The 26,062-nt window shown below is 64.8% G+C and carries 17 protein-coding genes and 2 pseudogenes; 8 read left to right on the top strand and 11 right to left on the bottom strand.

Annotation, left to right across the window (positions count from 1 at the left end):
- The first annotated feature begins 24 nt into the window (after positions 1 to 24).
- A pseudogene (locus tag AB3L03_RS21845) lies at positions 25 to 2,788 on the top strand (di-heme-cytochrome C peroxidase).
- A 79-nt stretch (positions 2,789 to 2,867) separates the two neighbouring features.
- Here AB3L03_RS21845 and AB3L03_RS21840 read toward each other — a convergent pair.
- Entirely contained in the window at positions 2,868 to 3,815 is a 948-nt protein-coding gene (locus tag AB3L03_RS21840) for an alpha/beta fold hydrolase (protein WP_018453339.1), read from the bottom strand.
- Between the two features lie 219 nt (positions 3,816 to 4,034).
- Between AB3L03_RS21840 and AB3L03_RS21835 the strand changes: the two are divergent.
- Together AB3L03_RS21835 and AB3L03_RS21830 are read left to right on the top strand one after the other, a co-directional pair.
- Positions 4,035 to 4,495 (top strand): annotated as a pseudogene (locus AB3L03_RS21835) (Hsp20 family protein).
- Positions 4,496 to 4,811: 316 nt separating this feature from the next.
- On the top strand, positions 4,812 to 5,582 hold the full coding sequence (locus AB3L03_RS21830) for an alpha/beta fold hydrolase (protein ID WP_018453337.1): 771 nt from the start codon (positions 4,812 to 4,814) through the stop codon (positions 5,580 to 5,582).
- 241 nt (positions 5,583 to 5,823) lie between these two features.
- On the opposite strand, the gene AB3L03_RS21825 is transcribed toward AB3L03_RS21830, so the two are convergent.
- Positions 5,824 to 6,573 (bottom strand): hypothetical protein, encoded by a 750-nt coding sequence (locus AB3L03_RS21825; RefSeq protein WP_018453336.1) that lies wholly within the window; start codon positions 6,571 to 6,573, stop codon positions 5,824 to 5,826.
- 492 nt (positions 6,574 to 7,065) lie between these two features.
- Between AB3L03_RS21825 and gltB the strand changes: the two genes are divergently transcribed.
- Entirely contained in the window at positions 7,066 to 11,799 is a 4,734-nt protein-coding gene (gene gltB / locus AB3L03_RS21820) for a glutamate synthase large subunit (protein ID WP_026232514.1), read from the top strand.
- Positions 11,800 to 11,942: 143 nt separating this feature from the next.
- Positions 11,943 to 13,394, top strand: coding sequence for a glutamate synthase subunit beta (locus tag AB3L03_RS21815; RefSeq protein WP_085350692.1), 1,452 nt, complete (start codon positions 11,943 to 11,945; stop codon positions 13,392 to 13,394).
- Positions 13,395 to 13,602: 208 nt separating this feature from the next.
- Here AB3L03_RS21815 and AB3L03_RS21810 read toward each other — a convergent pair whose 3' ends face one another.
- Positions 13,603 to 15,372: an outer membrane beta-barrel protein gene (locus AB3L03_RS21810; protein WP_085361222.1), complete on the bottom strand. Its 1,770-nt coding sequence runs from the start codon at positions 15,370 to 15,372 to the stop codon at positions 13,603 to 13,605.
- 190 nt (positions 15,373 to 15,562) lie between these two features.
- On the opposite strand from AB3L03_RS21810, the gene AB3L03_RS21805 reads away from it, so the two are divergent.
- On the top strand, positions 15,563 to 16,570 hold the full coding sequence (locus tag AB3L03_RS21805) for an SIS domain-containing protein (RefSeq protein WP_085385456.1): 1,008 nt from the start codon (positions 15,563 to 15,565) through the stop codon (positions 16,568 to 16,570).
- A gap of 95 nt (positions 16,571 to 16,665) precedes the next feature.
- Here AB3L03_RS21805 and AB3L03_RS21800 read toward each other — a convergent pair whose 3' ends face one another.
- The gene (locus AB3L03_RS21800; protein WP_018453330.1) at positions 16,666 to 17,223 is read right to left on the bottom strand and encodes a carboxymuconolactone decarboxylase family protein; all 558 of its coding nucleotides are present in this window, start codon (positions 17,221 to 17,223) and stop codon (positions 16,666 to 16,668) included.
- 72 nt (positions 17,224 to 17,295) lie between these two features.
- On the opposite strand from AB3L03_RS21800, the gene AB3L03_RS21795 reads away from it, so the two are divergent.
- Positions 17,296 to 17,634 carry a helix-turn-helix domain-containing protein gene (locus tag AB3L03_RS21795; protein WP_085350695.1) on the top strand — a complete coding sequence of 113 codons (339 nt, stop codon included), beginning with the start codon at positions 17,296 to 17,298 and terminating at the stop codon, positions 17,632 to 17,634.
- Between the two features lie 117 nt (positions 17,635 to 17,751).
- Here AB3L03_RS21795 and AB3L03_RS21790 read toward each other — a convergent pair whose 3' ends face one another.
- The 4 genes from AB3L03_RS21790 to hemH form a co-directional block, all read right to left on the bottom strand.
- Positions 17,752 to 18,198 (bottom strand): NfeD family protein, encoded by a 447-nt coding sequence (locus AB3L03_RS21790; RefSeq protein WP_007597152.1) that lies wholly within the window; start codon positions 18,196 to 18,198, stop codon positions 17,752 to 17,754.
- 70 nt (positions 18,199 to 18,268) lie between these two features.
- Positions 18,269 to 19,270 (bottom strand): SPFH domain-containing protein, encoded by a 1,002-nt coding sequence (locus AB3L03_RS21785; RefSeq protein ID WP_085350696.1) that lies wholly within the window; start codon positions 19,268 to 19,270, stop codon positions 18,269 to 18,271.
- Between the two features lie 274 nt (positions 19,271 to 19,544).
- Positions 19,545 to 20,519, bottom strand: a complete 975-nt coding sequence (locus AB3L03_RS21780) for an ABC transporter substrate-binding protein (RefSeq protein WP_018453328.1) — start codon at positions 20,517 to 20,519, stop codon at positions 19,545 to 19,547.
- Between the two features lie 25 nt (positions 20,520 to 20,544).
- Positions 20,545 to 21,582, bottom strand: a complete 1,038-nt coding sequence (gene hemH, locus AB3L03_RS21775) for a ferrochelatase (protein WP_085361221.1) — start codon at positions 21,580 to 21,582, stop codon at positions 20,545 to 20,547.
- 81 nt (positions 21,583 to 21,663) lie between these two features.
- On the opposite strand from hemH, the gene AB3L03_RS21770 reads away from it, so the two are divergent.
- Entirely contained in the window at positions 21,664 to 22,062 is a 399-nt protein-coding gene (locus AB3L03_RS21770; RefSeq protein WP_085361220.1) for an MAPEG family protein, read from the top strand.
- 153 nt (positions 22,063 to 22,215) lie between these two features.
- Here AB3L03_RS21770 and AB3L03_RS21765 read toward each other — a convergent pair whose 3' ends face one another.
- The 3 genes from AB3L03_RS21765 to AB3L03_RS21755 are packed head-to-tail and all read right to left on the bottom strand — an operon-like array spanning position 22,216 to position 26,017.
- Positions 22,216 to 23,307, bottom strand: coding sequence for a nickel/cobalt transporter (locus tag AB3L03_RS21765; RefSeq protein WP_368507021.1), 1,092 nt, complete (start codon positions 23,305 to 23,307; stop codon positions 22,216 to 22,218).
- Positions 23,298 to 23,936, bottom strand: a complete 639-nt coding sequence (locus AB3L03_RS21760) for a DUF1007 family protein (RefSeq protein WP_085350701.1) — start codon at positions 23,934 to 23,936, stop codon at positions 23,298 to 23,300. Before AB3L03_RS21760 ends, AB3L03_RS21765 begins: the two co-directional genes overlap by 10 nt.
- The gene (locus tag AB3L03_RS21755; RefSeq protein WP_018453323.1) at positions 23,936 to 26,017 is read right to left on the bottom strand and encodes a M3 family metallopeptidase; all 2,082 of its coding nucleotides are present in this window, start codon (positions 26,015 to 26,017) and stop codon (positions 23,936 to 23,938) included. Before AB3L03_RS21755 ends, AB3L03_RS21760 begins: the two co-directional genes overlap by 1 nt.
- Positions 26,018 to 26,062 lie beyond the last annotated feature (45 nt).

The following is a 26,062-nucleotide window of genomic DNA, read 5'->3' as shown; positions in this document are numbered from 1 at the left end:
TTCGCCGTTTTCAGGATTTGGGCCATGCATGACTCCGCTCCGAAGCCCTCCTTAGACCCTTCGATCCAGGTCTCCCCGAACAATCCCTGTCCATTCCTCCGCGGCCTCGTCGGCGAGGGGTTTGTTGACGGCAGAACCGTTCCGCTCGGCACGCTGTCGCAAACGATCGCGAATGCGAGCGGCGAGACCGGGCTGAAGAAGGTCTCGGCCCGCATCCAGGTCCGCGGCGTTGCGCTTATCGCCAACGGGCTCGGTCACATCCTGAAGAGCATATTTTCGGGCGCACAGCTCGACGCGTTGCGTGGCGGCCCTCTCGACAAGCGCGGTGCCGGCTCGCGCGTCCTCGGCGTCGACGGCAAGGTCGATGAGGACGAGCTTGCGCGGTTTGCGAGCTTCGGCCGGGACTACCGGGATCCGAACGGCGGCGGCTCTGAGCCCGGTCTCAACGCCTCGGAAATCGGCGTCTTCATGCGCGACAACCTCAAGCGCGCCGGCAGCGCCGCGCGCTGGTACTACCCCTGCTGATGAAGTTCGAGTGGCCGATCCTCCTGAAGATCATGGGCAAGGGCGCGGGTGAGGACCGCTATCTCAGCGTGGCCGACGTGCGCACTCTGTTCAACGAGCGGCAATTCCCTGCTCGCATCAACCAGCGGCTGGTATCGCAGCCGGTGCTGTCCACCTGCCAGCGTGTGGTGCGGGGCGCCCTCAAGGTTGCGGCCCTGCTGCTCGCCCTCGGTCTCGCCTTGCTCGTTGCGGTCGCCGAATTTCCCGACCAGGTGCGCGCCATGCTGCCGCAAAAGGGAATTCTCGTGAATCTCCTGCCGCCACCCTTGCCCACGGTCCCGGAGACAAAGGCGGCCTTTTGGCTCGAACAGAATTGGTCGCTGAAGGACAGGCACTGGTTTCACCATGCCAGCCAGGGCACAGCGACCTTCCCGGTGCCCTATGAATGGTTCATGGCCCTGGAGCAGCCGCGCCTGCATCTGTTCTCGGCGCCGGGCATGATGACGGACGGCACCTATCTCGAGCGCTTCGGGTTCATCCCGAGCCCGCAGTCGATCCAGACTGACGCGACGTCACTGCGCCGCTTCGGCTATGCCAATGTCTACGAGACGACACAGGTGCCGGACTGGTCGACCAGGTGGACGCCGGCGGAGAACGTCGACGGCCTGCCGGTCGGCTTCGCACGGATGACCGGTGTCGTCGATCCCGCGACCGGCCGTCGCGAAGAGGACAAGATCGGGCTGACCTGCGCGGCCTGCCATACCGGCCAGATCCACTACCAGGGCGTGGACGTGCGTTTCGACGGCGGCCCGGCCATGACCGACCTGAAGAAGCTCGAGGTCTCCACCGGCCTGTCGATCGCCTACACGCTTTACGTGCCGTTCCGCTTCCAGCGCTTCGCCGATCGCGTGCTCGGCCCCGATGCCAGCAAGGCTGACCGCGCCGCGCTCAAGCAGAAGCTCAGCGCGATCGGCAACTTCCTGATCGACTGGGCGCAAACCCAGCAAAAGACGATTGAAGGCAAGAAGACCTGGAACGGCAGGCAGCAGCAGGACACCGAGGAAGGGTTCGGTCGCCTCGACGCTCTCAATCGCATCGGCAATCAAGTTTTTTCGCAGGATCTCGCGCTGAGCGGGATCAAGGGATTCGAGAAGAACCTGCACGCCCAGGACGCGCCGGTCAGCTATCCCCCGATCTGGACCGTGCCCTGGTTCAAGTTCGCCCAGTACGACGCCTCGATCGAGCAGCCGCTGATCCGCAACGCCGGCGAAGCCCTCGGCGTGACGGCGCTGCTCAACCTGTCCGACGCCTACCCGGAGGACAGGCTGTGGCGCTCCTCGGTTCATATCAACACGCTCGGCTGGATCGAGGACATGCTCAGGGGGCCAGACCCGTTCAAGACGGCAGATCCCTCCACCGGCCCGAAGTTCGGCGGCCTGCTGGCGCCGAAATGGCCCTCGCAGATCCTTGGCGACAATTGGAGGCTCGATCAAAAGAAGGTCGACAATGGCCGCAAGATCTACGCCGAGATGTGCTCCGGATGCCATCTGCCGGCGATCGACACCCCGGCTTTCTGGTCGTCGGGACATTGGGAGCCGAGCGGCGACAGCAAGGTGCTGAACGCGGTGACGATCCCCCTCGACGAGATCAAGACGGATCCCGAACAGTCGCTCGTGCTCAGCAACAGGATCGTCGATCTGCCCGGCTTCCTGAAGGTGAATACGGCCGACCTCCAGAAATGGTGGCAATGCGACGTCTCGACCGCAAGCTCGCCGACCGAGATGGTTTATGCGCTCGGGTTGATGACGGTGGTGGATCTCGTCGCCCGCAAATGGATGGACGACGAGAAGACTCCGGACGCCGAGCGGTCGAAATTGTGGAATCTCGCGCGCAAGAACTGCCTCAATCCGGTGGGGGAGCACGCTATCGGGCACGGCCGCTGAACGGCGTCTGGGCCACGGCACCCTATCTGCACAACGGTTCGGTGCCCTCTCTCTACTGGTTGCTGAAGCCTGCAAGCGAGCGCCCGCAAAAATTCTGCATGGGCCGCCGCGACTATGATCCCGTGACCGTCGGCTTTGCGGTCACCGCCAACGAGAAGTGCAAGACGGGTGAAACCGAGTTCTCGGCCGGGTCGGACAAGGATCCGATCCAGGGCAACAGCGTGCTCGGCCATTCCTTCGAGCGCAAGCCGGGCGAGGAAAAACGTCCCGGTGTCATCGGCCGCGTGTTCAAGGACGACAACGAGCGCTACGATCTGATCGAGTATCTGAAGACGCTGTAGTGGGTGATGCTACTTCCTCGTCATGGCCGGGCTTGTCCCGGCATGCCGGCGTGTGGTCGCAGGGCAGCATCGCCTCCCCTCACTTGAACAGCGGCGTGCCTGGCACGAAGGCGTCGAAGGCTGCCCAGAATTGGGAACGGTAGCGGTCCTGCTCCTGGAGAATCTCGTGCTTGGCACCGGCGATCACGAGATGGGAGCCTGCGCGCAAATGATAGGCGAACTCCTCGATCGCCGCGATCGAGACCACGGTGTCGCTGGAGGCCGCCAGCATCAGGATCGGCTGACGGATCTCGGACGGGTAGTTTTTGCCCTTGAAGGTGTTCATCGCGCGGAAGGCGGTATCGGCCCAGGCGACCGTTGGTGACGCGAGCCCGAGGGTCGGATCCTCCTCCAGGATTGCGGCATTGCGCGCATAGCGCACGGGGTCGCTGGTCAGCGGATTGTTGATGAAGGGATTGAGCCCGGTGATCTGGTCGCTGCCGCCGGGGACATAACGGCCGCCCATCCCCAGCACGCGCATCGTCTTCAGCAGAGCCCGCGCCGGAAACGAGGTGGCGCGGCCGGGGAGGTCGATCATCGGCGCAGACAGCACCATGCGGTCGAACCAGCGCTTGCCCGCATGCGCCACCCGCAGCATCACGGTGCCGCCCATGGAGTGGGCGAGCGCGAAGAAGGGCGGCGGGCAATCCGGCAGCACCACCTGCTGCACGAAGGTCTCGACGTCGATCTCGAAATCAGCGAAGTCGCGGACATAGCCCTTGCGCGGATCGCGCAGGCGGCGCGAGGAGTGGCCCTGCCCGCGCCAGTCGATCATCGCCACCGCAAAACCGCGGTCGCGCAGGTCGCGCACGGTCTCGAAATACTTCTCGATCTGCTCGCTGCGTCCGGTGAAGACGCAGACCGTGCCCTTGCGGTTCGCCGGCGGTGCCCAGCGCGCAAAGCGCAGCTCGACGCCATCAGGGGTCTTGATGGTGCCGCTGACGACGTCTTCGGGAACGGGATTGGACGGTATCGAGACCAGCGTCATGATGGGGAGGGCTTGGGCACGAAGAGCTGCAAATCAGGGGCGGGAGCGCCGAAAAGGCTGAGTATCCGCCCTCTTGAACGCCGTTCCCCTGAACCCATATCACCTTGGTGCAGGCCGCTACCAGTGTTTCGGAACCGGAACATCAGGCTGCACACAGACGAAAGCCCGGCCCGATTGGCGGGCGGGTTACTCAACAGTCGCTCAATGGAGGACTTGACCATGCGTACCTACGACCTGACCCCCTTCTACCGTTCCACCGTCGGCTTCGACCGTCTCTTCAACCTGCTCGACCAGGCCGGTTCGGACGGCAGCCCCGGTTATCCCCCTACAATATCGAGCGTACCGGTGAGAACGACTACCGCATCACCGTTGCGGTTTCGGGCTTTGCCAAGGATGAGCTCTCCATCGTCGCGAAGGAAAACACGTTGACGATTAAGGGCGAGAAAGTCGCCAACGAGAACTCGAAGGCCGAAGTGCTGTACCGTGGCATCGCCGCGCGTGCCTTCGAGCGCGCCTTCCAGCTTGCCGACTTCGTGCAGGTGAAGAACGCCTCGCTCGAGAACGGGCTGCTTCACGTCGACCTCGTCCGTGAGATTCCCGAAGCGAAGAAGCCCCGCCAGATCGCGATCAACACCGGTGCGCAAGGCGCACAGGTGATCGAGAACTCGGTAGCCGCGTAAATCACGTCGGCCGCTTCCAGGTTGCGAAAACGCCCCGGTGCCCCGGGGCGTTTTTTTGTTGGGCTCTCCTCGTCCCGGCGAGAGCCGGGGAATCCTGCCGCGAGATCGATCAATCGTGCACGGAAGAAATACCGAACGACGGATCTGCCATACCTTACCAGAGAGGATGGTCTCGGTCGTCGCCGGGACGTCACCGATTGCTGAACGGCCGTGCTGGACTGTTGCGCCGCATCACAGAGCGGTGAAATGGCGTAACACCGCCGCCCCGCGCATCGTCTTTTGGATATCGAACCCAAAAACAAGACGGAGAACAATCATGACTTTCTGGCGCAGCCTTTTCGTCGCCGCGAGCCTGCTGGCGGCCCCTCTCAGCCTCGCTCACGCGCAGACGCCGCAGACCGTAAAGGCCAAGAACGTTGTGCTGGTGCACGGCGCCTGGGCCGACGGCTCAAGCTGGTCGGAAGTGATCCCGATCCTCCAGGCCGCAGGGCTCAACGTAACTGCCGTGCAAAATCCGTTGTCGTCGCTTGCGGATTCCGTCGAGGCGACCAAGCGCGTGCTGGCCGAACAGGATGGTCCGACCGTGCTGGTCGCGCATTCCTGGGGCGGCACCGTGATCAGCCAGGTCGGCACCGACCCGAAGGTCACCGGCCTCGTCTATGTCGCCGCCCGTGCGCCCGATGCCAACGAGGATTTTGTCGCGCTGTCGAAGCAGTTTCCGGCGGGACCGGCACGCGCCGGCGTCGTCGAGCGCGACGGCTACACCAAGCTGTCAGAAGACGCCTTCCTGAAGTACTTCGCCAATGGCGTTAAGCCGGAGCAGGCCAAGGAGCTCTACGCCGTGCAATGGCCGACGGCCGCCTCGATCTTCGCCGGTCGCACCACGGAGGCGGCATGGCATTCCAAGCCGAGCTGGTACGCGGTGTCGAAGAACGACTACACCATCAATCCCGATCTCGAACGCTTCCTCGCCAAGCGCATGAACGCAACCACGATCGAGCTCGACGCCGGCCATCTCTCGCTGGTGTCGCATCCGAAGGAGGTGGCGAATTTGATCCTGGAAGCGGCGGGGTATGGCCGGAGCTGAGCCGCGCTCGTCATGGTTCAGAAGGCGCCTGAGTGCTGAGACGCCTTCTGTTTGCGCTAACTCTCTCCCCAACCTCGTCCTGGCGAAGGCCAGGACCCATCACCACAGGGAGGAGTTTGGCGAAGATTCGGAGTTCGGTACTCCCGCGTCACTCATATGATGCACCTCGCGGTATGGGTCCTGGCCTTCGCCAGGACGACACCGTTGGGGTGATGCGGGCCATCGCCTCAAACGCCCGCGCTTAGTCCAGCCCCTGTGCCGCCGGCATCTCCTGCGTAGGCAGGATAGTCGCGGCAGGCTTGACCTGACCTACGGTTGGCGCGGCGGCTTGCGGTGCGACCTCAGCGGGCTTGGACGGCACGGCGGCCGCGGTCTGCGTCACAGGTTGTGCCTGCGGCACCTGGGCCTGCGGCGTCGCAGGCTCGGCCGGCTTGGCGGGGACGCCCGGGGCCTCGCGCGGCGGAGCCGCCTTGGGCAGCGGCACGGAACGGCTGGCGACATGCGGGATCGGGGCCGGAGGGCGGGGCGGACCACTGCGGACCATGGTCGGCGGCGGCAGCGCGCTTTGCGGGCGGTAAGGTGCAACCGCAGGCTGCTCGTAGCCGGGTGCCATGCCGTAGGCGTCGGCAGCCGGCATGAAGCGCAAAATCCTTCCGTCGCGGGCATCGATCACGAGCCGGCCGTCCTCCCCCCGGCGGTCAATCACCGCGATGGTGTAGACGCCGCCGCGCAGGCGCGGGATGCCCAGTGGAGAGAAGCCGTTCTCGCGCAGCACCGCGTAGACCTCGGTCGATGGCAGCAGCACCGGGGCCGGCCCGCGTTCTTCGTAGCCATAGCCGTAGCGCGGCGGCGGCGCGGCCTCCGACGGCGCATAGGGGGCGTCGAAATCCGAGACCGCGATCATCGCCCCTCGCGCTGGAACCTGCGCTTGAGCCGCGGTCGCGGCCAGCGCCAGCGTGGCGGCGGCCACACATCCTGTGAAAAACTTCATGGTCGAGACGCTCCTGTCAGGCCCCCGGATGGATCGCGCTCTTTCGCTTCTTGCGGCGTGGCGGGTCTTCCAAAGGGTTGATCCGAAGCTTCATTGGGGATTCCGGCGTCGGCAGGGCCAGATCAGGGCGCGTTTGCTTCAAAACCGGGGCCGCGCAACTTTTGGAAAGCGATTGATTGACATATGGGGAATCGGGACTTGCGCGCGCTTGTGTGATAGACAAAAATTTGGCAAGGTGATGGTTAGGACAGGAAGACTGTCTCAATTTTGCTTGCGGTTCCGGCATAGGGATTGCAACGAAAGTCGGTGCTTTCGAGCGCCAAGAAGGCAACAGGCAAAGCCGTTCTCGGGGACGAAGAACGCCTTGGCCTGAATTTAAGAAAATGCGGCTCGCGAGCGGACGAGCGGTGACCCAGAAGCGGGTGCCGCGGGACGCCCAAGGTGCGCCGAAGATGGCGGTGAGGCAGCTTGCCGCATGGAGAGGACGAGAACATGAACGGGTCGCAAGTCGAGCGCGGAAACATCGTGGCAGAACAACTGTCGGCGACGGTCGCCTCGAAAACGACCGATCCGATTCAGGAACACAATTCACGGCCGCCGGCCGTAGGCCTGTACGATCCGAGCCTGGAAAAAGATTCCTGCGGCGTCGGCTTCATCGCCAACATCAAGGGCCAGAAGTCGCACGAGATCGTCGCGGACGCGCTCAGCATCCTCTGTAACCTCGAGCACCGCGGCGCCGTCGGCGCCGACCCGCGCGCCGGTGACGGCGCCGGCATTCTGGTGCAGATCCCGCATGCTTTCTTCAGCCGCAAGGCGAAGGAGCTCGGCTTCGTGCTGCCCAATCCGGGCGAATACGCCATCGGCGCGTTGTTCATGCCGCGCGACACTGCCTGGCGCAACGTCATCAAGAGCATCATCGCCGACCAGATCAAGGAAGAGGGCCTGACGCTGCTCGGCTGGCGCGACGTGCCAACCGACAATTCCTCGCTCGGCGTCACCGTAAAGCCGACCGAGCCCGCCTGCATGCAGGTGTTCATTGGCCGCAACGGCACCGCCAAGACCGAGGACGATTTCGAGCGCCGGCTTTACATCCTGCGCAAGTCGATCTCGCAAGCGATCTATCAGCGCCGCGACCGCGGCCTCGCCGGCTACTATCCGTGCTCGATGTCCTGCCGCACCGTGATCTACAAGGGCATGTTCCTCGCCGACCAGCTCGGCAAGTACTATCCCGATTTGCACGAGAAGGATTTCGAGAGCGCGCTGGCGCTCGTGCACCAGCGTTTCTCGACCAACACCTTCCCGGCGTGGTCGCTGGCGCATCCCTACCGCATGATCGCGCATAATGGCGAGATCAACACGCTGCGCGGCAACGTCAACTGGATGGCGGCGCGCCAGGCCTCGGTGAGCTCCGAGCTGTACGGCAAGGACATCAACCGGCTCTGGCCGATCTCCTACGAAGGCCAGTCGGACACCGCCTGCTTCGACAACGCGCTCGAATTCCTGGTGCAGGGCGGCTACTCGCTGCCGCACGCCGTCATGATGATGATTCCGGAGGCGTGGGCCGGCAATCCCTTGATGGATGAGAAGCGCCGCGCCTTCTACGAATATCATGCAGCCCTGATGGAGCCGTGGGACGGCCCCGCCGCGATCGCCTTCACCGACGGCCGCCAGATCGGTGCCACGCTGGACCGCAACGGCCTTCGGCCGGCGCGCTATCTCGTCACCAAGGACGACCGCATCGTGATGGCGTCCGAGATGGGCGTGCTGACGATTCCCGAGGACCAGATCATCACCAAGTGGCGCTTGCAGCCCGGCAAGATGCTGCTGGTCGACCTCGAGCAGGGCCGCCTCATCCCCGACGACGAGATCAAGGCCGAGCTCGCAAGGAGCCATCCCTACACGGAGTGGCTGGAGCGGACCCAGATCGTGCTGGAAGAGCTGCCGAAGGTGCCGACCACCGGCGTGCGCTCCAACCTGTCGCTGCTCGATCGCCAGCAGGCGTTCGGCTACAGCCAGGAAGACATCACCATCCTGATGACGCCGATGGCCTCCACCGGCGAGGAAGCCGCAGGCTCGATGGGCAACGACACGCCGATCTCGGCGCTGTCGGCCAAGGCCAAGCCGCTGTTCACCTACTTCAAGCAGAACTTTGCGCAGGTCACCAATCCGCCGATCGATCCGATCCGCGAGGAGCTGGTGATGAGCCTCGTCTCCATCATCGGACCGCGGCCGAACCTGTTCGACCTGCAAGGCCTAGCCACTACCAAGCGCCTCGAAGCGCGCCAGCCGATCCTGACCGACGCGGACCTCGAAAAGATCCGCTCAATCTCCGAGGTCGCCGAGTCGCACTTCAAGTCGCGCACGCTGGACACCACCTTCCACGCCGGCCTCGGCGCGGCCGGCATGGACCAGGTGCTGGACGAGCTCTGCGCGCGCGCCGAGAGCGCGGTGCGCGAGGGCGTCAACATCATCATCCTGTCCGACCGCATGGTCGGCACCGACCGGGTTCCGATCCCGTCGCTGCTGGCCTGCGCCGCCGTGCATCATCATCTGATCCGCACCGGATTGCGCACTTCGGTCGGCCTCGTCGTCGAATCCGGCGAGCCGCGCGAAGTGCATCACTTCGCCTGTCTCGCCGGCTACGGCGCGGAAGCGATCAATCCGTATCTGGCGTTCGAGACCATCATCGCGATGAAGGACCGCCTGCCCGGCTCGCTCGACGACTACGAGATCGTCAAGCGCTACATCAAGTCGATCGGCAAGGGCCTGCTCAAGGTGATGTCCAAGATGGGCATCTCGACCTACCAGTCCTATTGCGGCGCCCAGATCTTTGACGCCATTGGCCTGAAGGCGGAATTCGTCGGAAAATTCTTCGCCGGCACGCACACCCGCGTCGAGGGCGTCGGTCTTGGCGAGATCGCCGAAGAGGCGGTGCGCCGTCATGCCGACGCGTTCGGCGACGCGCTCGTGTACAAGACCTCGCTCGATGTCGGCGGCGAATATGCCTATCGCAGCCGCGGCGAGGACCATGCATGGACCGCCGAGTCGGTGGGGCTGCTCCAGCACGCCGCGCGCGGCAATTCGCTGGAACGCTACCGCGCCTTCGCGAAGATCCTCAACGAGCAGTCGGAGCGTCTCCTGACGCTGCGCGGCCTGTTCCGGATCAAGAATGCGGACGAAGAGAAGCGCAAGCCGGTACCGCTCGACCAGGTCGAGCCGGCCAAGGACATCGTCAAGCGTTTCGCCACCGGCGCGATGAGCTTCGGCTCGATCTCGCGCGAGGCGCACACCACGCTCGCGATCGCCATGAACCGGATCGGCGGCAAGTCGAACACCGGCGAAGGCGGCGAGGAAGCCGACCGCTTCAAGCCGATGCCGAACGGTGACAGCATGCGCTCGGCAATCAAGCAGGTCGCCTCGGGCCGCTTCGGCGTCACCACGGAGTATCTCGTCAACTCCGACATGATGCAGATCAAGATGGCGCAGGGTGCAAAACCCGGCGAAGGCGGCCAGTTGCCCGGCCACAAGGTCGATGCCACCATCGCAAAGGTCCGGCATTCGACGCCGGGCGTCGGCCTGATCTCGCCGCCACCGCACCACGACATCTACTCGATCGAGGATCTGGCGCAGCTCATCTACGACCTCAAGAACGTCAACCCGGACGGCGCGGTCTCGGTCAAGCTCGTCTCGGAGATCGGCGTCGGCACCGTAGCCGCGGGCGTCGCCAAGGCGCGCGCCGACCATGTCACCATCGCGGGCTTCGAGGGCGGCACCGGCGCTTCGCCGCTGACCTCGATCAAGCACGCCGGCTCGCCGTGGGAGATCGGCCTCGCCGAAACCCACCAGACGCTGGTGCGCGAGCGGCTGCGCAGCCGCATCGTGGTCCAGGTCGACGGCGGTTTCCGCACCGGCCGCGACGTCGTGATCGGCGCGCTGCTCGGCGCCGACGAGTTCGGCTTCGCCACCGCGCCCCTGATCGCGGCCGGCTGCATCATGATGCGCAAGTGCCATCTCAACACCTGCCCGGTCGGCGTCGCGACCCAGGACCCCGTCCTGCGCAAGCGCTTCACCGGCCAGCCCGAGCATGTGATCAACTACTTCTTCTTCGTCGCCGAGGAGGTCCGCGAGATCATGGCCTCGCTCGGCTTCCGCAGCTTCAACGAGATGATCGGCCAGGTGCAGCTGCTCGACCAGACCAAGCTGGTCGCGCACTGGAAGGCCAAGGGGCTCGATTTCTCCAAGCTCTTCGTCAAGCAGAAGGAAGAGAAGGGCCAGAAGATCTATCACTCCGAGCGCCAGAACCATCATCTGGAAGCGGTGCTCGACCGCACGCTGATCGAGCAGGCGACGCCTGCGCTCGACCGCGGTGCGCCGGTGAAGATCGAGGCCAAAATCAACAGCACCAACCGCTCCGCGGGCGCGATGCTGTCGGGTGCGGTCGCCAAGATCTACGGCCATGCCGGCCTGCCGCATGAGACCATCCATGTCAGCCTCAAGGGCACCGCCGGCCAGGCCTTCGGCGCCTGGCTGGCGCAAGGCGTCACCTTCGAGCTCGAAGGCGAAGCCAACGACTATGTCGGCAAGGGCCTCTCGGGCGGCAAGATCATCGTCAAGCCGCCGGCCAACAGCGGCATCGTGCCGGAAGAGAGCATCATCGTCGGCAACACCGTGATGTACGGCGCCATTCAAGGCGAGTGCTACTTCCGAGGCATCGCCGGCGAGCGTTTTGCCGTGCGCAATTCCGGCGCCGTGGCGGTGGTCGAGGGCGCCGGCGACCATTGCTGCGAATACATGACCGGCGGCATCGTGGTCGTGCTCGGCAAGACCGGACGCAACTTCGCGGCCGGCATGTCCGGCGGCATCGCCTATGTGCTGGACGAGACCGGCGACTTCGACAGGCTGTGCAACATGGCGATGGTCGAGCTCGAGCCGGTGCTGTCGGAAGAGCTGATCAACGCCGGCACCTATCACCACTCCGGTGACCTCGAAGCGCACGGCCGGGTCGACGTGTTCAAGGACCTGCTCGCCTCCGACGTCGAGCGGCTGCACGTCCTGATCACGCGCCATGCGAAGGCGACCGGCTCCAGGCGTGCCGCCGACATCCTGGCGAACTGGAAGGACTGGCTGCCCAAATTCCGCAAGGTGATGCCGGTCGAATACCGGCGCGCTCTGCGCGAAATGGCTGCCAACGCGGACGCCGAGCCGAAAATCGCGATCGGGGCCTGAGCATCACACCCCGTCATTGCGAGCGTAGCGAAGCAATCCAGACTTTCCTCCGATGCGGACTGGATTGCTTCGAAGCTCACGCTCCTCGCAATGACGACGAGAGAGAAACACAACGAATTTAAGCGGCAGGGACTTCGGGTTTAATGGGCAAGATCACGGGTTTTCTCGAAATCGAACGGCATGACCGCAAGTACACCCCGGTCGCCGAGCGCGTGAAGCATTTCCACGAGTTCGTCGTTCCCCTCTCCGAGAAGGAAACGCGCGACCAGGCCGCGCGCTGCATGAATTGCGGCATTCCCTATTGCCACGGCACCGGCTCGGTCTCGCCCGGCACGCCGGGCTGCCCGGTCAACAACCAGATCCCGGACTGGAACGACCTCGTCTATCAGGGCAACTGGGAAGAAGCCTCGCGCAATCTGCACTCGACCAACAATTTCCCGGAGTTCACGGGGCGCATCTGCCCGGCGCCGTGTGAAGCCTCCTGCACGCTCAACATCGACGACAACCCCGTCACCATCAAAACCATCGAATGCGCGATCGTCGATCGCGCCTGGGACAATGGCTGGCTGAAGCCCGAAATCGCCGCCCACAAGACCGGCAAGAAGGTCGCGGTGATCGGCTCGGGTCCGGCCGGCATGGCCTGCGCGCAGCAGCTCGCGCGCGCCGGTCACGACGTGCATCTGTTCGAGAAGTTCGCCAAGGCCGGCGGCCTGCTGCGCTACGGCATCCCCGACTTCAAGATGGAGAAGGGCATCATCGACCGCCGCGTCGCGCAGATGGAAGGCGAAGGCGTCACCTTCCACTACAACAGCCATGTCGGCGCCGACGGCAATGTCGACCCGCGCGAGATGCTCAACGAGTACGATGCCGTGGCGCTGACCGGCGGCGCCGAAGCCCCGCGCGACCTGCCAATCCCCGGCCGCGACCTCGCCGGCATCCACTACGCCATGGACTTCCTGCCGCAGCAGAACCGCCGCGTCTCCGAGGAACCGCTGGGCGGCGTCCAGGAGATCTTGGCCGGCGGCAAGCATGTCGTCGTCATCGGCGGCGGCGACACCGGATCCGACTGCATCGGCACTTCGCTGCGCCAGGGCGCGCTCTCCGTGACCCAGCTCGAGATCATGCCCGCACCGCCAGAGCACGAGAACAAGGGCCTGACCTGGCCGAACTGGCCGCTGAAGATGCGAACGTCCTCGAGCCAGGCCGAAGGCGCGATCCGCGAATTCGCGGTGCTGACGCAGAAGTTTTCGGGCGAGAACGGCAAGGTCAAGAAGCTGCACTGCGTGCGCGTCGACGACAAGTTCAAGCCGATCGCCGGCACCGAGTTCGAACTCGACGCCGACCTCGTCCTGCTCGCGATGGGCTTCGTCCATCCCGTGCACGAGGGCCTGCTCAAGATGCTCTCGGTCGAGCTTGACCCTCGCGGCAACGTCAAGGCCAACACGCTCGACTACCAGACCTCGCGCCCGAACGTGTTCACCGCCGGCGACATGCGCCGCGGCCAATCGCTGGTGGTCTGGGCCATCCGCGAGGGCCGGCTGTGCGCCAGGTCGATCGATACGTTCCTGATGGGGAAGACGGATCTGCCGCGGTAGGCTCGACTGGACAAGCTTTGCCGCCTAATTTTCACACAGTGTCATCGCCCGCGAAAGCGGGCGATCCAGTATTCCAGAGACCGCAGTGATTGGGCCGAAACGCCGCGGCGTACTGGATGCCCCGGTCAAGCCGGGGAAGACAGCTGAGTGAGTGGTCCGAGCGGAGTCAACTAAGCCACGTACGCTCAAAAGGCGGCCGTCGCCCCCTCTAATTCTGCAACCTCACCCCGACCATCACGACCGTCGCCTGCGAGCTTGACCCCGGCTGGTTCGAATCCAGGATGTCGTGTCGGAGCGTGCCCTTGATCCAGATGTTGCGGTTGAGCTTGTAGATCAGATTGCTTTCGAACGAGTAGGTCTTGTCGTTGCGATTCTGGCCCTGGTAGTCGTAGGTGCCGTAGGTGAATTTGCCCACTGCCGTAAGCCAGCGGCGGAAATCGTGATCGACTTCGGCGGCGTAGGTGTGCACCAGCACGCCGGAGGAGCCGGGGACGGTGGTCTCGGCGATCTGCGTGTCGGTGGCGAATTTCACGGTGGTGAGGCCGCTTGCGTTCCAGATCAGCGAGCCCGAGGTGAGGAAGCCCGCGAGCTGGCTGAGGCGCGGATCGACGTAATTGCGCGCGGAATAGCCGACCGAGACCTCGCCGGTGAGGATACGCGAGAACTCGAAGGACGTGCCGACCTTGGCGTAGCCGCCGTCCGAATCGCGGAAGTAGCCGTTGCGGTCGGCGGCCCGGTCGTGCACGCGGGTGTCGCCCTGGATCTCGACGAACGGCTTCAGACCCGGCTTGAGATCGTAGGAGAAGCGTCCGACGCCGCCATACTGGTTGAAGTCGCGATCGTCGTTGCTGAAGGTGGCGCCGTCGGTGAGCTTGGAGTTGGTGTAGGCGGTGCGATCGACAGTGGCGCCGGCCGCGACCTGGAAGCGGTTGAAGCTCTGGTCGAAGCCGACGGTCGTGCCATAGGCGGCATAAACAGGATATTTTTGCAGGCCGGCCTGCACGTTCGGGCTGCCGGGATTGTCGGTGGCGAGCCGCAGGCGCAGCTGCGTGGTCAGCTTGAGATCGCGATTGACGTCGAGGCGGCCGTCGACATGGCCGTTGAAGTCGGGGCGGTCGACCTCGACCGGCGAAGGCGAGGCAAAGCCGTCGATCGTCGCCGGCATGTTGTTGGTGTAGCCCGAGAACGAGCCGCGCAGATCCGCGACCAGCGCGTGGCGCTCCCAATCGGACGCCACGAGGAGATCGGGTGCAACCACATAGGCCGGCGAGCCAACCGGCTTGTTCAGACGCGCCGGATTGGTGTCGTAACCGGTGGAGAGCTCGAGCCCGCCCTTGATCAGGAAACTGCCGGCATAGTCGCCGACCGCGCCGAACGCATCGTCATCGGCCTTGAGGCGGCGGCGCAGCGGCTGGCCGGGCACGGTGCCCGCCATCGCCGCCGGCACGGGCGCCTTGTTGGCGGAGGCGGACGGGGGCGGCGCGATCTTCGGCGAACCGAGCGTGGATGGCGGCGGCGTAGTGGTCGGCGCCCGCGAGCCGGGACCAGCAGGGCGCTTCGGCTTGGGCTGACCCGGATAGAACTTCGGCTGCTGCCGCTTGCGGTTCAGCGAGTCGTAGCCGGAGCTGCTCGCACCGTTGGCGGCAGGCAGGCCATAGGTCGGGACCTGGCTGGTCGCGTTTTGGTTCGTCGGGTTCTGCCATGGGCGCGCCGGCGCCTGCTGGCGCTTGCGAAAGTCGGAGTTGGGATCGGGCAGCGCCGGCAGCGCATCCGACGGTGCCTGCGGAACGCCCGCGGTGCGGCGCGTCGGCAGCGTGTCGGGCGAGGCGAAGCCACCGCGGTTGGGACTGAACAGGTCGGGGGTGAGGCTCTGGGCGGCCACGGGGGCGCTTCCGAGGACCGTCAGCGCAAAGCACGGCAAAGCCGCGCGCAGGAAATGCGCGCGTTTGCTCCGGCTCGTGCCTGGAGACGACCCCACGATGGAAGAACTCCAACGAAATCAAACACTTTCGCGATTGTCCCCACCGATCGGCGGGAACTATCGTTAATGGAGTTAAAACAATTATGGTTAACGACCGGTTGAGGGTCGGGTCGGGCTCGTCGCCTCGAAGGCCGCGGCGTGTTAAGCAGGCGCCAACGGGCGAAGGCCCCTCCTCCTGGACCAGAACATGCCGAGTTCGAAACCGCTGATGACCCAATCATCCGGCCCCATTCCCGACAGCGTCGAATCCGCACTCCGCACGCTGGAAACGGAGAGCGGCGGTATCAACGCGCTCGCCGCCGCCCTGCGCGGCCCGCTTGGCGCGAGCTTCGCCCAGGCGGTCGATCTGATCCGCAACGCGAAGGGCCGCGTCATCGTCACCGGGCTCGGCAAGTCGGGCCATATGGGCCGCAAGATCGCGGCAACGTTGGCCTCGACCGGCACGCCCGCCTTCTTCGTGCACACCGCCGAAGCCGCCCATGGCGACCTCGGCATGATTACCACCGACGACGTCATCATGGCGCTGTCCTGGTCCGGCGAGCAGCCGGAGATGAAGACTCTCGTGAACTATTCCGCAAGGTTCGCAATCCCGATGATCGCGGTGACGTCGAACGCGGCATCCTCGCTGGGACAAGCGGCCGACGTCGTGATCGAGCTGCCGAAGGCGCGCGAGGCCTGCCCGCACAATCTGGCGCCGACCACCTCGACCCTGATGCAGGCCGCGATAGGCGATGCGCTTGCGATCGCGCTGCTCGAAGGCCGCGGCTTCACCGCGCTGGAGTTCGCGCATTTCCACCCCGGCGGCAAGTTAGGGGCGATGCTGAAATTCGTCCGCGACTACATGCGCACCGGTGCGGAAATCCCGGTCAAGCCGCTCGGCACCAAGATGTCGGACGCGGTGATGGAGATGTCCGCCAAGGGTTTGGGGTGCGTCTGCATCGTCAACGAGGCGAACGAGGCTCTCGGCATCATCACCGACGGCGATCTGCGCCGCCACATGCGGCCCGACCTGCTGACGGCGTCGGTCGACGACATCATGACCAGGCAGCCGAAAACCGTACCGCCCTCGATGCTGGCCACGGAGATGATCGAGGTGCTCAACACCCGCAAGATCACGACGCTGGTCGTGACCGAGGCGGACAAGGTGGTGGGCATCGTGCACCTGCACGATCTGCTGCGGGCAGGCGTGGCGTAGGGAGCCACTCACCGTCATTGCGAGCGCAGCGAAACATCCAGAGTGCCAGCGCGGAAAGACTCTGGATTGCTTCGCTACGCTCGCAACGACGGCGGCTAGAGCGGCGCAGGAAATCTTGCCGCCGTCTCCTCCAGCGGCAACCGCAGTCCGTTCGCCAGATACGAGACCGTGCGGTAGAAGCCGCACAGCAGCATGATCTCCAGGATCTGCGCCTCGTCGTAATGCGCCGACAGCGCAGCGAACTCAGCGTCGTCAAACGTCGCGCTGTGATGCAGCGCGTCGACGGCGGCGATCAGCGTCTGCTCGGCCGGGGACCAGCACGACGACGCCGCATCACCCTGCACGGTGGCGCGCACTTCCTCCTCGGTGAGTTTCGCCGGCCCGGCAAAGACCGCGACATGCACGCCCCATTCATATTCGCATTTGTTCAGCGCGCAGGTGCGGTCGATCACGATCTCGCGCTGGCGCAGCGACAGCGGTCCGGGATCGAGCAAGCCGCCGGCGCGAAACTTGTCCCAGGCGCGGGTGTGGCCCGCCATGACCCGGAACAGCAGCAGTGGCGGCGCGCCGCGCATGATGCGGTCGAACTGGGCCTGGATCTCCGGGGGATAAGGCGGGGTGAGCGGGGCAATGCGCGCTGTGACCGGGGACATTGGCCGCCTCTCTTGCTACATTTAACGTAGCATAAAGCTACACTATTTGTAGCACCACGCAAGAGGGCGACGATGGCGAAACAGACCACTTCGAGATCGCGCGGCGTCCGTGGCTCGCGCAGCGGGCGGCCGATCATGGTGCTGCTCGACCTCCTCGGACGACGCTGGAGCCTGCGAATCTTGTGGGAGCTACGCGACGCCCCCCTCACCTCGCGCGCATTGCGAACGGCCTGCGACGAGGCCTCGCCGACGGTGCTGCAGGCGCGGCTGGACGATTTGCGCGAGGCCGGGTTCGTGGAGCTCGGCGAAGCCGGCGGTTACGGGCTGACGGCGCTCGGGCGGGACTTGTGCGAGACGTTCATGCCGCTGCATAGGTTTGCGGAGCGGTGGCGCAGCAAGAGCGGCGCGTAAGTCTGGCGATGCCGTCCCGACTAGCTCGTCATTGCGAGCGAAGCGAAGCAATCCAGAATCTTTCCACCGGCAGCAGTCTGGATTGCTTCGCTTCGCTGCGCTCGCAATGACGGTGGACTAAGCCGCCGCCACCGTCAGATTCGCACCGTCCACTTGCACCACCTTCACACGCGTGCCCGCCGGCGTATCGGGACCTGCGACGCGCCAGACGGTGTCGCCGATGCGCATGGTGCCGTTGCCGTCGACGATCGGCTTCTCCAGCGTGAACTCGCGGCCGAGCAGCGCATCCGCGCGCTTGTTGAGGAAGGGGCTGGCGGCAATTGCATCCGGCTTCGGCCGGGCGAGCCGACGCCAAACCGGCACCGCGGCGGCGGCGAAGATCGCGAACATCACGAGCTGGATCTGCCAGGATATCGCCACTCCGAACGAGATCAGCCCGACCAGCAGCGCGGCGAGCCCGAGCCAGAACAGGAAGACTCCCGGCGCCAGCACCTCCAGCGCCATCAGGATGAAGCCGAAGATCAGCCAGTTCCAGGTGCCGAGCGATACGAACATGTCGGTCATGACACGACCTCTTTGAAATGGCGCATGCCCTTGTCGGAAAACCGGTGTCCACTTTTCCGGGGCATGCGCTTTACCCCTGCCGCGGCGGCACCGCCGGGGGCGTGCTCCCAGTCGTCGGCACCGAACCGCGACGAGCGGCGGCAGCGGCGGATGCCGCACTCTCGCCGAACGTTGCCTTGGCGATCTCGCCGATGCCGGCGAGCGAGCCGAGCATGCTGGTGGCCTCGATCGGCAGCATGATGATCTTCTGGTTCGGCGAGTCCGAAAACTGCCCGAACGCCTTGATATATTTGTCGGCGATAAAGTAGTTCAGCGCCGCGACGTCGCCCTTGGCAATGGCTTCACTGACCATCTGCGTCGCCTTGGCCTCAGCTTCCGCCGACCGCTCGCGTGCTTCGGCGTCGCGGAAGGCGGCCTCGCGGCGACCTTCCGCCTGGAGGATCTGGCCCTGCTTGGCACCCTCTGCGCGCAGGATCTCGGACTGGCGTGCACCTTCGGCCTGAAGGATGTCGGCGCGTTTGACGCGCTCGGCCTTCATCTGTCGGCCCATGGCTTCGACGAGGTCCGCCGGCGGCACAATGTCCTTGATCTCGATACGATTGACCTTGAGGCCCCAGGGCGAGACGGCGGCATCGACTACACGCAGCAGGCGCTCGTTGATTTCGTCGCGGTGCGACAACACCTGGTCGAGATCCATCGAACCCATCACCGAACGGATGTTGGTCATGGTCAGCACGGTGACGGCTTGGGTCAGGTTAGAGACCTCGTAGCTCGCCTTGGCGGCATCGAACACCTGAAAGAAGGCGACGCCGTCGACCGTCACGGTGGCGTTGTCCTTGGTGATCACCTCCTGCTCGGGAATGTCGATCACCTGCTCCATCATGTTGATCTTGCGTCCGACGCGATCGAAATAGGGCACGATCAGATTGAGCCCGGGGCTCAGCGTCTGGGTGTATTTGCCGAACCGCTCGATGGTCCAGTCATAGCCCTGCGGCACCGTCTTCACGCCGGCCACCAGCGTGACGATGACGAGCAAGACCAGAACAATCGCGAAAATGTCGAAACCGCTCATATTTCCTCCAAGGCGGAAAAGATTGGCGGGAAAAGGCCTTTTCCGCGCTGTCATTGGTCGGGATCACGACCCCAAGGGTTCAGTAAAGCGTTCAGTAAAGAGTTCAGAAGGATTCAAGGCTCAGCGGTCGTGCCTGATTTCGGCATCGGTAGGATTCTACACAAGACACCGGGAGAGGGAATGGTCGCGATTATGTATTTGCGAGGCGCTCTTGAAAGCGTGCTGGCGCACACCTAGCGACGACGTTAACGAATCCGGCGGTCGCAGCCAAATCCTACTCGATGACCTCGTTCGCGGTTGCGAGCAGGCTTGGCGGAAGCGTGACGCCGATCGCCTTGGCCGTCTTCAAGTTGATCGCCAGCTCGAACGTGGTCGGATTCTGGACCGGCAAGTCGGCCGCTCGCGCACCCTTCAGGATGCGATCGATATAGGTGGCGGCGCGGCGGAGCTGCTCGGCGCTGTCGGTGCTGTAGGACATCAAGCCACCCTCGTCGACGAAGGTCCGGCTCCAGAACACCGCCGGCACGCGCGCTTCATTGATGGCTGCCAGGAGAAGCGCACGGTTGGACATGGTGAAGAAATCCGGCAGCACCAGCAGGCCGCCGTCTTTCCGCAAGGCCAGGGCGGCGATCGAGGCCGTGTCATGGACCGGCGCGGGCACCACCGTCACATCGAGCGCGCGGCCGGCGTCTTCGATCGTCCGCAGCATCAGCGGCGCGAACGGCGCGGTGGCGGGATTGTAGACGACGGAAACGCGTGACGGCTTTGGCACGACCTGCGTAAGCATCTCCAGCCATTTGCCGGCCAGCGGGCCGTCGTAATCGGTGAAGCCGGTGATATTGCCGCCGGGATGGGCGAGATTCTGGACAAAGCCCTGGCTGACAGGATCGGTGACGACGGCGAAAACGATCGGGATCGTCGTCGTGCGCTGGCGCAGCTCCTCCACTGAGGGCGTGCCGACCGCAAGCAGGATGTCGGGCTTGAGCGCCACGAGTTCGTCGGCGAGTTGCGCGATCCGCGCGCGGTCGCCGCCGCCGTTGCGCCAATCGATCTCAAGGCTGCCGTCCTCCTTCCAGCCATGGCCGGCAAGCGCCTCGACCAGGACCGCGCTACGCGTCTGCCCGATCGCATCGTCCGCCGCAGTGACCGAGAGCACGCCGAGCCGGCGCGTCGCATTCGCTTGCGCCAGCACCGAGGCCGGCAGCATCGTGGTCACCCCAAGAAGCGCCAGAACCTCGCGGCGGTTCATGGGGCGCTCCTCGGATCCAGGCTCACTATATCCAGCCCTGGAGCTCGCGCAGCACCAGCGTTCGGATCACATCCATGCCGGGGTCGCTGTCGTTGAGGCAGGGGATCGCGGAAAACTGCTCCCCGCCATTGTGCTTGAAGATCTCGGCATTCTCCTGCGCGATCTCCTCCAGCGTCTCCAGGCAGTCGGCGGAAAAACCCGGCGTGATCACCGCGATACGGCGCACGCCCTCTTTCGCCAGACGCTCCATGGTCTTGTCAGTGTAGGGCTGCAGCCACTCGTCGAATCCGAAGCGCGACTGGAAGGTCAGCAGCAGCTTTGTCTCGTCCATGCCGAGCCGGCGCCGCAGCGCCTCGGTGGTCGCCACGCATTGGTCCTGATAGGGGTCGCCCTTGTCGACATAGGCCTTCGGCATGCCGTGGAAGGAGGCGACGATCAGCTCTGGCTTGAACGACAGGCTCGCCAGATGCGTCTCGATCGAGGTGGCGAGCGCCTCGATATAGGCTTCGTCCTCGTAGTAAGACGGCGTCACCCGCAGCGTCGGCTGCGCGCGCAGCCGCGCAAGCACGCGAAACACCTCATCGCAGACGGTGGCCGACGTCGCGGCGGAATATTGCGGATAGAGGGGGACGGCAAGAATGCGATCGCAGCCCTTCGCAATCAGCGCATCGACGCCCGACTTGATCGAGGGATTGCCGTAGCGCATAGCCCATTCCACCGTGACCTGGTCGCGGTCCGACAGCATGGCTCCGAGCTTGTCGCTCTGCGAGCGCGTGATGGTCTTGAGCGGCGACTCGTTCTTCTCGGTGTTCCAGATCTTGAGATAATCGCGCGCCTTGGCGCGGGGGCGGGTGCGCAGGATGATGCCGTTCAGCACCAGCTTCCAGATCAAGCCCTGATCCTCGATGACGCGGGCGTCCGAGAGGAACTCCTTCAGATAGACCCGCACGCCGCGCGTGTCGGCGGTATCGGGCGTGCCGAGATTGACCAGGAGTACGCCGACGCGCGGCTGGCCGGACTGAGGCAGCGGCTTCGTGGTCTTGAGAGGGGCTAGGGTTGTCATGCTCGTTGGGTCGCGCGTTGCCCCGAGCTTGTCAAGATCAGGCCGGTTTCGCTAGGGTCGCACCGAGGCGGGGGAGGAAAGATGACACTCGCGGAATGGTGCGTCTTCGGAGCGTTGCTGCTCTATTTGGTGACGATCGTCTCGGTCAAATGGATCAGGTTTCGCGGGTTCGACAATTCACGCCCGCGCGATCCCGCCTTCTACGAAGAGGCCATCGCGCAGCGCGCGCTCGGCGCCCACCAGAATGGTATCGAGACCTTTCCGTTCTTCGCCTTCGCGGTGCTGCTGGCCGAATTCCGGGACTCGCCGCAGCGGATGATCGACGAGCTCGCGGTGCTGTTCCTGATCGTACGGATCGCCTATGTGCTGACCTATCTCGGGAACCGCCCGACGCTGCGCTCCATCCTCTGGAGCATCGGCTTTGCGATCAATCTCGGGATCTTCTTCATGCCGGCGTTGAAGCAGTTCTTGCCGGTGTGACTCTCCCTTTGTGGGAGAAGGTGGCGCGAAGCGCCGGATGAGGAGTTCTATCGGCGAACGCAGCTGCAAGAGGATCGCTCGCGGAGACAACCCCTCACCCGTCTCGCCGCTACGCGGCGAGCCACCCTCGCCCACAAGGGGAGAGGGAAAAACTCAGAAACACGTCGTCCGTTCGGCCGCGATGTAACCCAACAACAGGCCTGCACCGAACAGCAGCACGAGGCCGGCGGCGGCGATTTCGATGCCGCGCATGAACAGCGCGCCGTTGCCGTCGCGTCCGGCGCTCAGGCGGGCGGCGATGTCCTGGGCGGAGACGGCGACCAGGGCAATGACCGCGACGGTGATCGCGGTGCCGAGCCCCATCAGCAGAGTTGCGGCGATGCCGGCCCAGAACAGGCCTTGGGCCAACGCGAACACCAGCACCAGGATCGCGCCCGAACAGGGACGGATGCCGACGGTCAGGATCGCGGTAAAGCCGCGTCCCCAGCCTCCGGGGCCGGCGAGCTCGCTCGGCATGGCGCCGTGGGAATGGCCGCAATGCTCGTCATGAACGTGGTGATGCGCGTGGTGATGATGGGCGTGCGCATGATCGTGACGATGATGGTGGTGACCGTGATCATGATGGTCATGCGGCACGCCCGCGATCGCCGGCACCGGCTGAACCGCCTGCAGCGCACGGATGAAGGTGCGGCCCTTGACCCAGACCAGGCGCAGGCCGAAAAGCGCGATCAGGGCGTAGCTTGCGATCTCGATCGCGCCTTCCGCCTTGCACATGGTCCTGGCGGTCGCATTCAGCACCCAGGCCGAGATGCCGACAATCAGGATCGCCACCAGCGACTGCATCAACGCCGATGCAAACGACAGCACGATGCCGCGCCGGGCGGTCTCGCGATTGGCGACGAGATAGGAGGCGATCACCGCCTTGCCGTGGCCGGGCCCTGCGGCGTGGAAGATGCCGTAGGCAAAGGAGATGAAGAGCAGCGTCCACACCGCCGAGCCGTCGGACTTGGCGGCGCGAATGGTCGCCGACATCTGGCGATAAAATTCCGATTGTTTTGCCAAGAGCCAGCCGATGAGGCCACTGGCCTCAGGCTCGGCCGCCGGGGCTGGCCGCGGCGCGCCGAACGGGTTCTGGGCAAGGAGATCATGCAGCGCGGCATCGGCCACGCCCAGCACGACAATAACGGCGGCGCAGGCGAGAAGCCCGCGGGCAAGCGGCGAACGAAGACGACCGATCAAGGGCAATCCACCGTGATCTTGTTGGCGAACATCATGCCGAAATTGGAGTTCTCGCCGTTCATGAAGGTCTGCTCGTTGAGCTTCTGCGCACTCGCGGTGCCGTCGCTCGGCCGCTCAAGTTTCATCTGGCAGCCGGCGGGCGCGCCGACCAGCTTGATCGGGTTGTCCTTGGCCATCTGGAAGTCGATGAAGAATGAGCGGTCGAACACTTCGAGCATCAATTGCTTGGGCTTGACCGGATTCTTCAGCGGCAGCGTGAAGTGCAGGGTCAGGACCGTATCCTTGTAGTCGAGGAAGTAGTCGACCGGCTCCTGGAATCGCTCCTTCTTGCCGTCGGCTCGCGCGAAGGTGAAGTAGGCATATTCCTTCAGCGACTCGACATTGGTCTGCGCCAGCGGTCCGAGCTCCTCGCGGGTATAGACGCCCTTGGTCTTGCTCTCGAGCCCCTGCACGGCATAGGCCGAGAACATGTCGTCAAACGTCCAGGCGTGGCGCACGCCGGTGATGGTGCCGTCCGCGGCATAGAGCAACTCGCTGGTCGCGGTGATCCAGACATGCGGGTGCGCCTGCGCCGCCCCGGCCACAAAGGTGAGGCCAGCGGCGAGCAGCAGCCCGAGCAGGGCGCGCACGCCCATCAGGCCGCCTTCGGGGCGTCAAGCAGACCTCGGCGACGCAGCAGCGCATCGGGCTCCGGCGGGCGGCCGCGGAAGGCCTCATAGGCGGCTTCCGGATCGACCGATCCGCCGCTCGAGTAGATGTCGTCGTGCAGGCGTTTTGCGACGGCGGGATCGAAGATGTCGCCGGCTTCCTCGAATGCGCCGAAGGCGTCGGCGTCCATCACCTCCGACCACATGTAGCTGTAATAGCCGGCGGCATAATGATCGCCGGTGAAGATGTGACCGAATTGCGTCGGACGGTGACGCAGCGAGATCTCCTCGGGCATGCCGATCTTCTCCAGCTCGCGTCTCTCGAAGGCGCGGACGTCCTGCGCGGCGGAGGCCGGCTGGGTGTGGAATTCGAGATCGATCAGCGCCGAGGAGACGAACTCGACCGTGGCGAAACCCTGGTTGAATTTTCGCGCGGCCAGGAACCGTTGCAGCAGATCGTCCGGCAGCGGCTCGCCGGTCTGGTAGTGGCGGGCAAACTTTTGCAGCACCTCGGGCCGCTCCTGCCAATGCTCGTACAGCTGGGAGGGCAATTCGACGAAGTCGGTGAACACGGAGGTGCCCGACAGCGACGGATAGGTCACGTTGGAGAGCATGCCGTGCAGGCCATGGCCGAACTCGTGGAACAGGGTGCGGGCATCGTCGGGCGACAGCAGCGAGGGTTCCCCGTCCGCGCCCTTGGAGAAGTTGCAGATGTTGAGGATCAGCGGCGCGACCTCGCCGTCGAGCTTCTGCTGGTCGCGCAGCGAGGTCATCCAGGCGCCGGAGCGCTTCGACGGCCGGGCGAAGTAGTCGCCATAGAACAGCGCCTTGTGCTTGCCGTCCCGCCCCTTCATCTCCCAGACCCGGACGTCCGGATGCCAGACCGGCACGTTCTTGCGCTCCTCGAAAGTGACGCCGAACAGGCGCGTGGCACAGTCGAAGGCGGCGGCGATCATGTGATCGAGCGCGAGATACGGCTTGATCGCGGCGTCGTCGAAATTGGCGCGCTGAAGGCGCAGCTTTTCGGCATAGAAGCGCCAGTCCCAGGGGGCGAGCTTGAAATTGCCGCCCTCCTCCGTGATCAGCGCCTGCATGTCGTCGCGGTCGGCGAGCGCCCGCGCCCGGGCCGGCTTCCAGACCCGCTCCAGAAGGCCGCGCACCGCTTCCGGCGTCTTGGCCATGGAATCCTCGAGCCGGTAGGCCGCGAAGGTCGGATAACCCAGGAGATTGGCGCTCTCCTCGCGCAGCTTCAGGACCTCGACGATGGTCGCGTTGTTGTCGTTGGCATTGCCGTTGTCGCCCCGCGCGGTGAAGGCCTTGTAGACCTTCTCGCGCAGGTCACGCCGGGCCGAGCTCTTCAGGAACTGTTCGACCGAGGAGCGCGACAGGGTGACGATGGCCTTGCCGGCCATGCCGCGTTCTTCCGCCGCAGCCTTGGCGCTGGCGACAAAACTCTCCGGCAGGCCCTGGCGGTCGGCTTCGCCGAGCTCCATGAACCATTCCTGCTCGTCGCCGAGCAGATGATGACTGAAGCTGGTGCCGAGCTGGGCGAGTCTCTCGTTGATCTCCGCCATCCGCGTCTTGGCCTCTTCGGAGAGGCCGGCGCCGGAGCGGTGGAAGCGGGTGTAGGTGCGCTCGAGCAGGCGGAGCTGTTCCGGTGTCAGACCGAGATTGGCGCGGTTCTCGTGTAGCTGGGCAATGCGGCCAAACAGCACGGCGTTCATCATGATCGGATTCCAGTGCCGCGCCATCCGCAAGGAAACCTCCTTGTCGATCTCCAGAATGGCCGGGTTGGAATGCGCCGAGACGAGGTCGTAGAAGACCGACGCGACCTTGCTGAGCAGCTTGCCCGAGCGCTCCAGCGCCGTGATGGTGTTGGCGAAGTCGGGCGCGGTCGGGTCGTTGGTGATCGCTGCGATCTCGGCGGAGTGGTCGGCGAAGGCCTGCTCGAAGGCCGGGAGGAAGTGCTCCGGCTTGATTTCGTCGAAGGGCGGGGTCGCAAACGGCGTCACCCACGCCTTCAGCAGCGGGTTGGTCTCGGAGTCCGTAGTTTGGCGGGGTTCTGACATTACAAGTCCCGATTTGTGGCTCGATTGTTGCGGCCAGCTATAGCA

It is taken from the genome of Bradyrhizobium lupini (genome assembly GCF_040939785.1).
In the GTDB taxonomy this organism is placed as follows: domain Bacteria; phylum Pseudomonadota; class Alphaproteobacteria; order Rhizobiales; family Xanthobacteraceae; genus Bradyrhizobium; species Bradyrhizobium canariense_D.
Note: the sequence above shows the minus strand (reverse complement) of the source record. Positions and strands in the feature narration are given on the sequence as shown.

Excerpts from the sequence above, each read along its gene's own strand:
- AB3L03_RS21840 (WP_018453339.1), bottom strand. The coding sequence starts at position 3,815 with ATGACGCTGGTCTCGATACCGTCCAATCCCGTTCCCGAAGACGTCGTC.
- AB3L03_RS21830 (WP_018453337.1), top strand. The coding sequence starts at position 4,812 with ATGACTTTCTGGCGCAGCCTTTTCGTCGCCGCGAGCCTGCTGGCGGCC.
- AB3L03_RS21825 (WP_018453336.1), bottom strand. The coding sequence starts at position 6,573 with ATGAAGTTTTTCACAGGATGTGTGGCCGCCGCCACGCTGGCGCTGGCC.
- gltB (WP_026232514.1), top strand. The coding sequence starts at position 7,066 with ATGAACGGGTCGCAAGTCGAGCGCGGAAACATCGTGGCAGAACAACTG.
- AB3L03_RS21815 (WP_085350692.1), top strand. The coding sequence starts at position 11,943 with ATGGGCAAGATCACGGGTTTTCTCGAAATCGAACGGCATGACCGCAAG.
- AB3L03_RS21805 (WP_085385456.1), top strand. The coding sequence starts at position 15,563 with ATGCCGAGTTCGAAACCGCTGATGACCCAATCATCCGGCCCCATTCCC.
- AB3L03_RS21800 (WP_018453330.1), bottom strand. The coding sequence starts at position 17,223 with ATGTCCCCGGTCACAGCGCGCATTGCCCCGCTCACCCCGCCTTATCCC.
- AB3L03_RS21795 (WP_085350695.1), top strand. The coding sequence starts at position 17,296 with ATGGCGAAACAGACCACTTCGAGATCGCGCGGCGTCCGTGGCTCGCGC.
- AB3L03_RS21790 (WP_007597152.1), bottom strand. The coding sequence starts at position 18,198 with ATGACCGACATGTTCGTATCGCTCGGCACCTGGAACTGGCTGATCTTC.
- AB3L03_RS21785 (WP_085350696.1), bottom strand. The coding sequence starts at position 19,270 with ATGAGCGGTTTCGACATTTTCGCGATTGTTCTGGTCTTGCTCGTCATC.
- AB3L03_RS21780 (WP_018453328.1), bottom strand. The coding sequence starts at position 20,519 with ATGAACCGCCGCGAGGTTCTGGCGCTTCTTGGGGTGACCACGATGCTG.
- hemH (WP_085361221.1), bottom strand. The coding sequence starts at position 21,582 with ATGACAACCCTAGCCCCTCTCAAGACCACGAAGCCGCTGCCTCAGTCC.
- AB3L03_RS21770 (WP_085361220.1), top strand. The coding sequence starts at position 21,664 with ATGACACTCGCGGAATGGTGCGTCTTCGGAGCGTTGCTGCTCTATTTG.
- AB3L03_RS21760 (WP_085350701.1), bottom strand. The coding sequence starts at position 23,936 with ATGGGCGTGCGCGCCCTGCTCGGGCTGCTGCTCGCCGCTGGCCTCACC.
- AB3L03_RS21755 (WP_018453323.1), bottom strand. The coding sequence starts at position 26,017 with ATGTCAGAACCCCGCCAAACTACGGACTCCGAGACCAACCCGCTGCTG.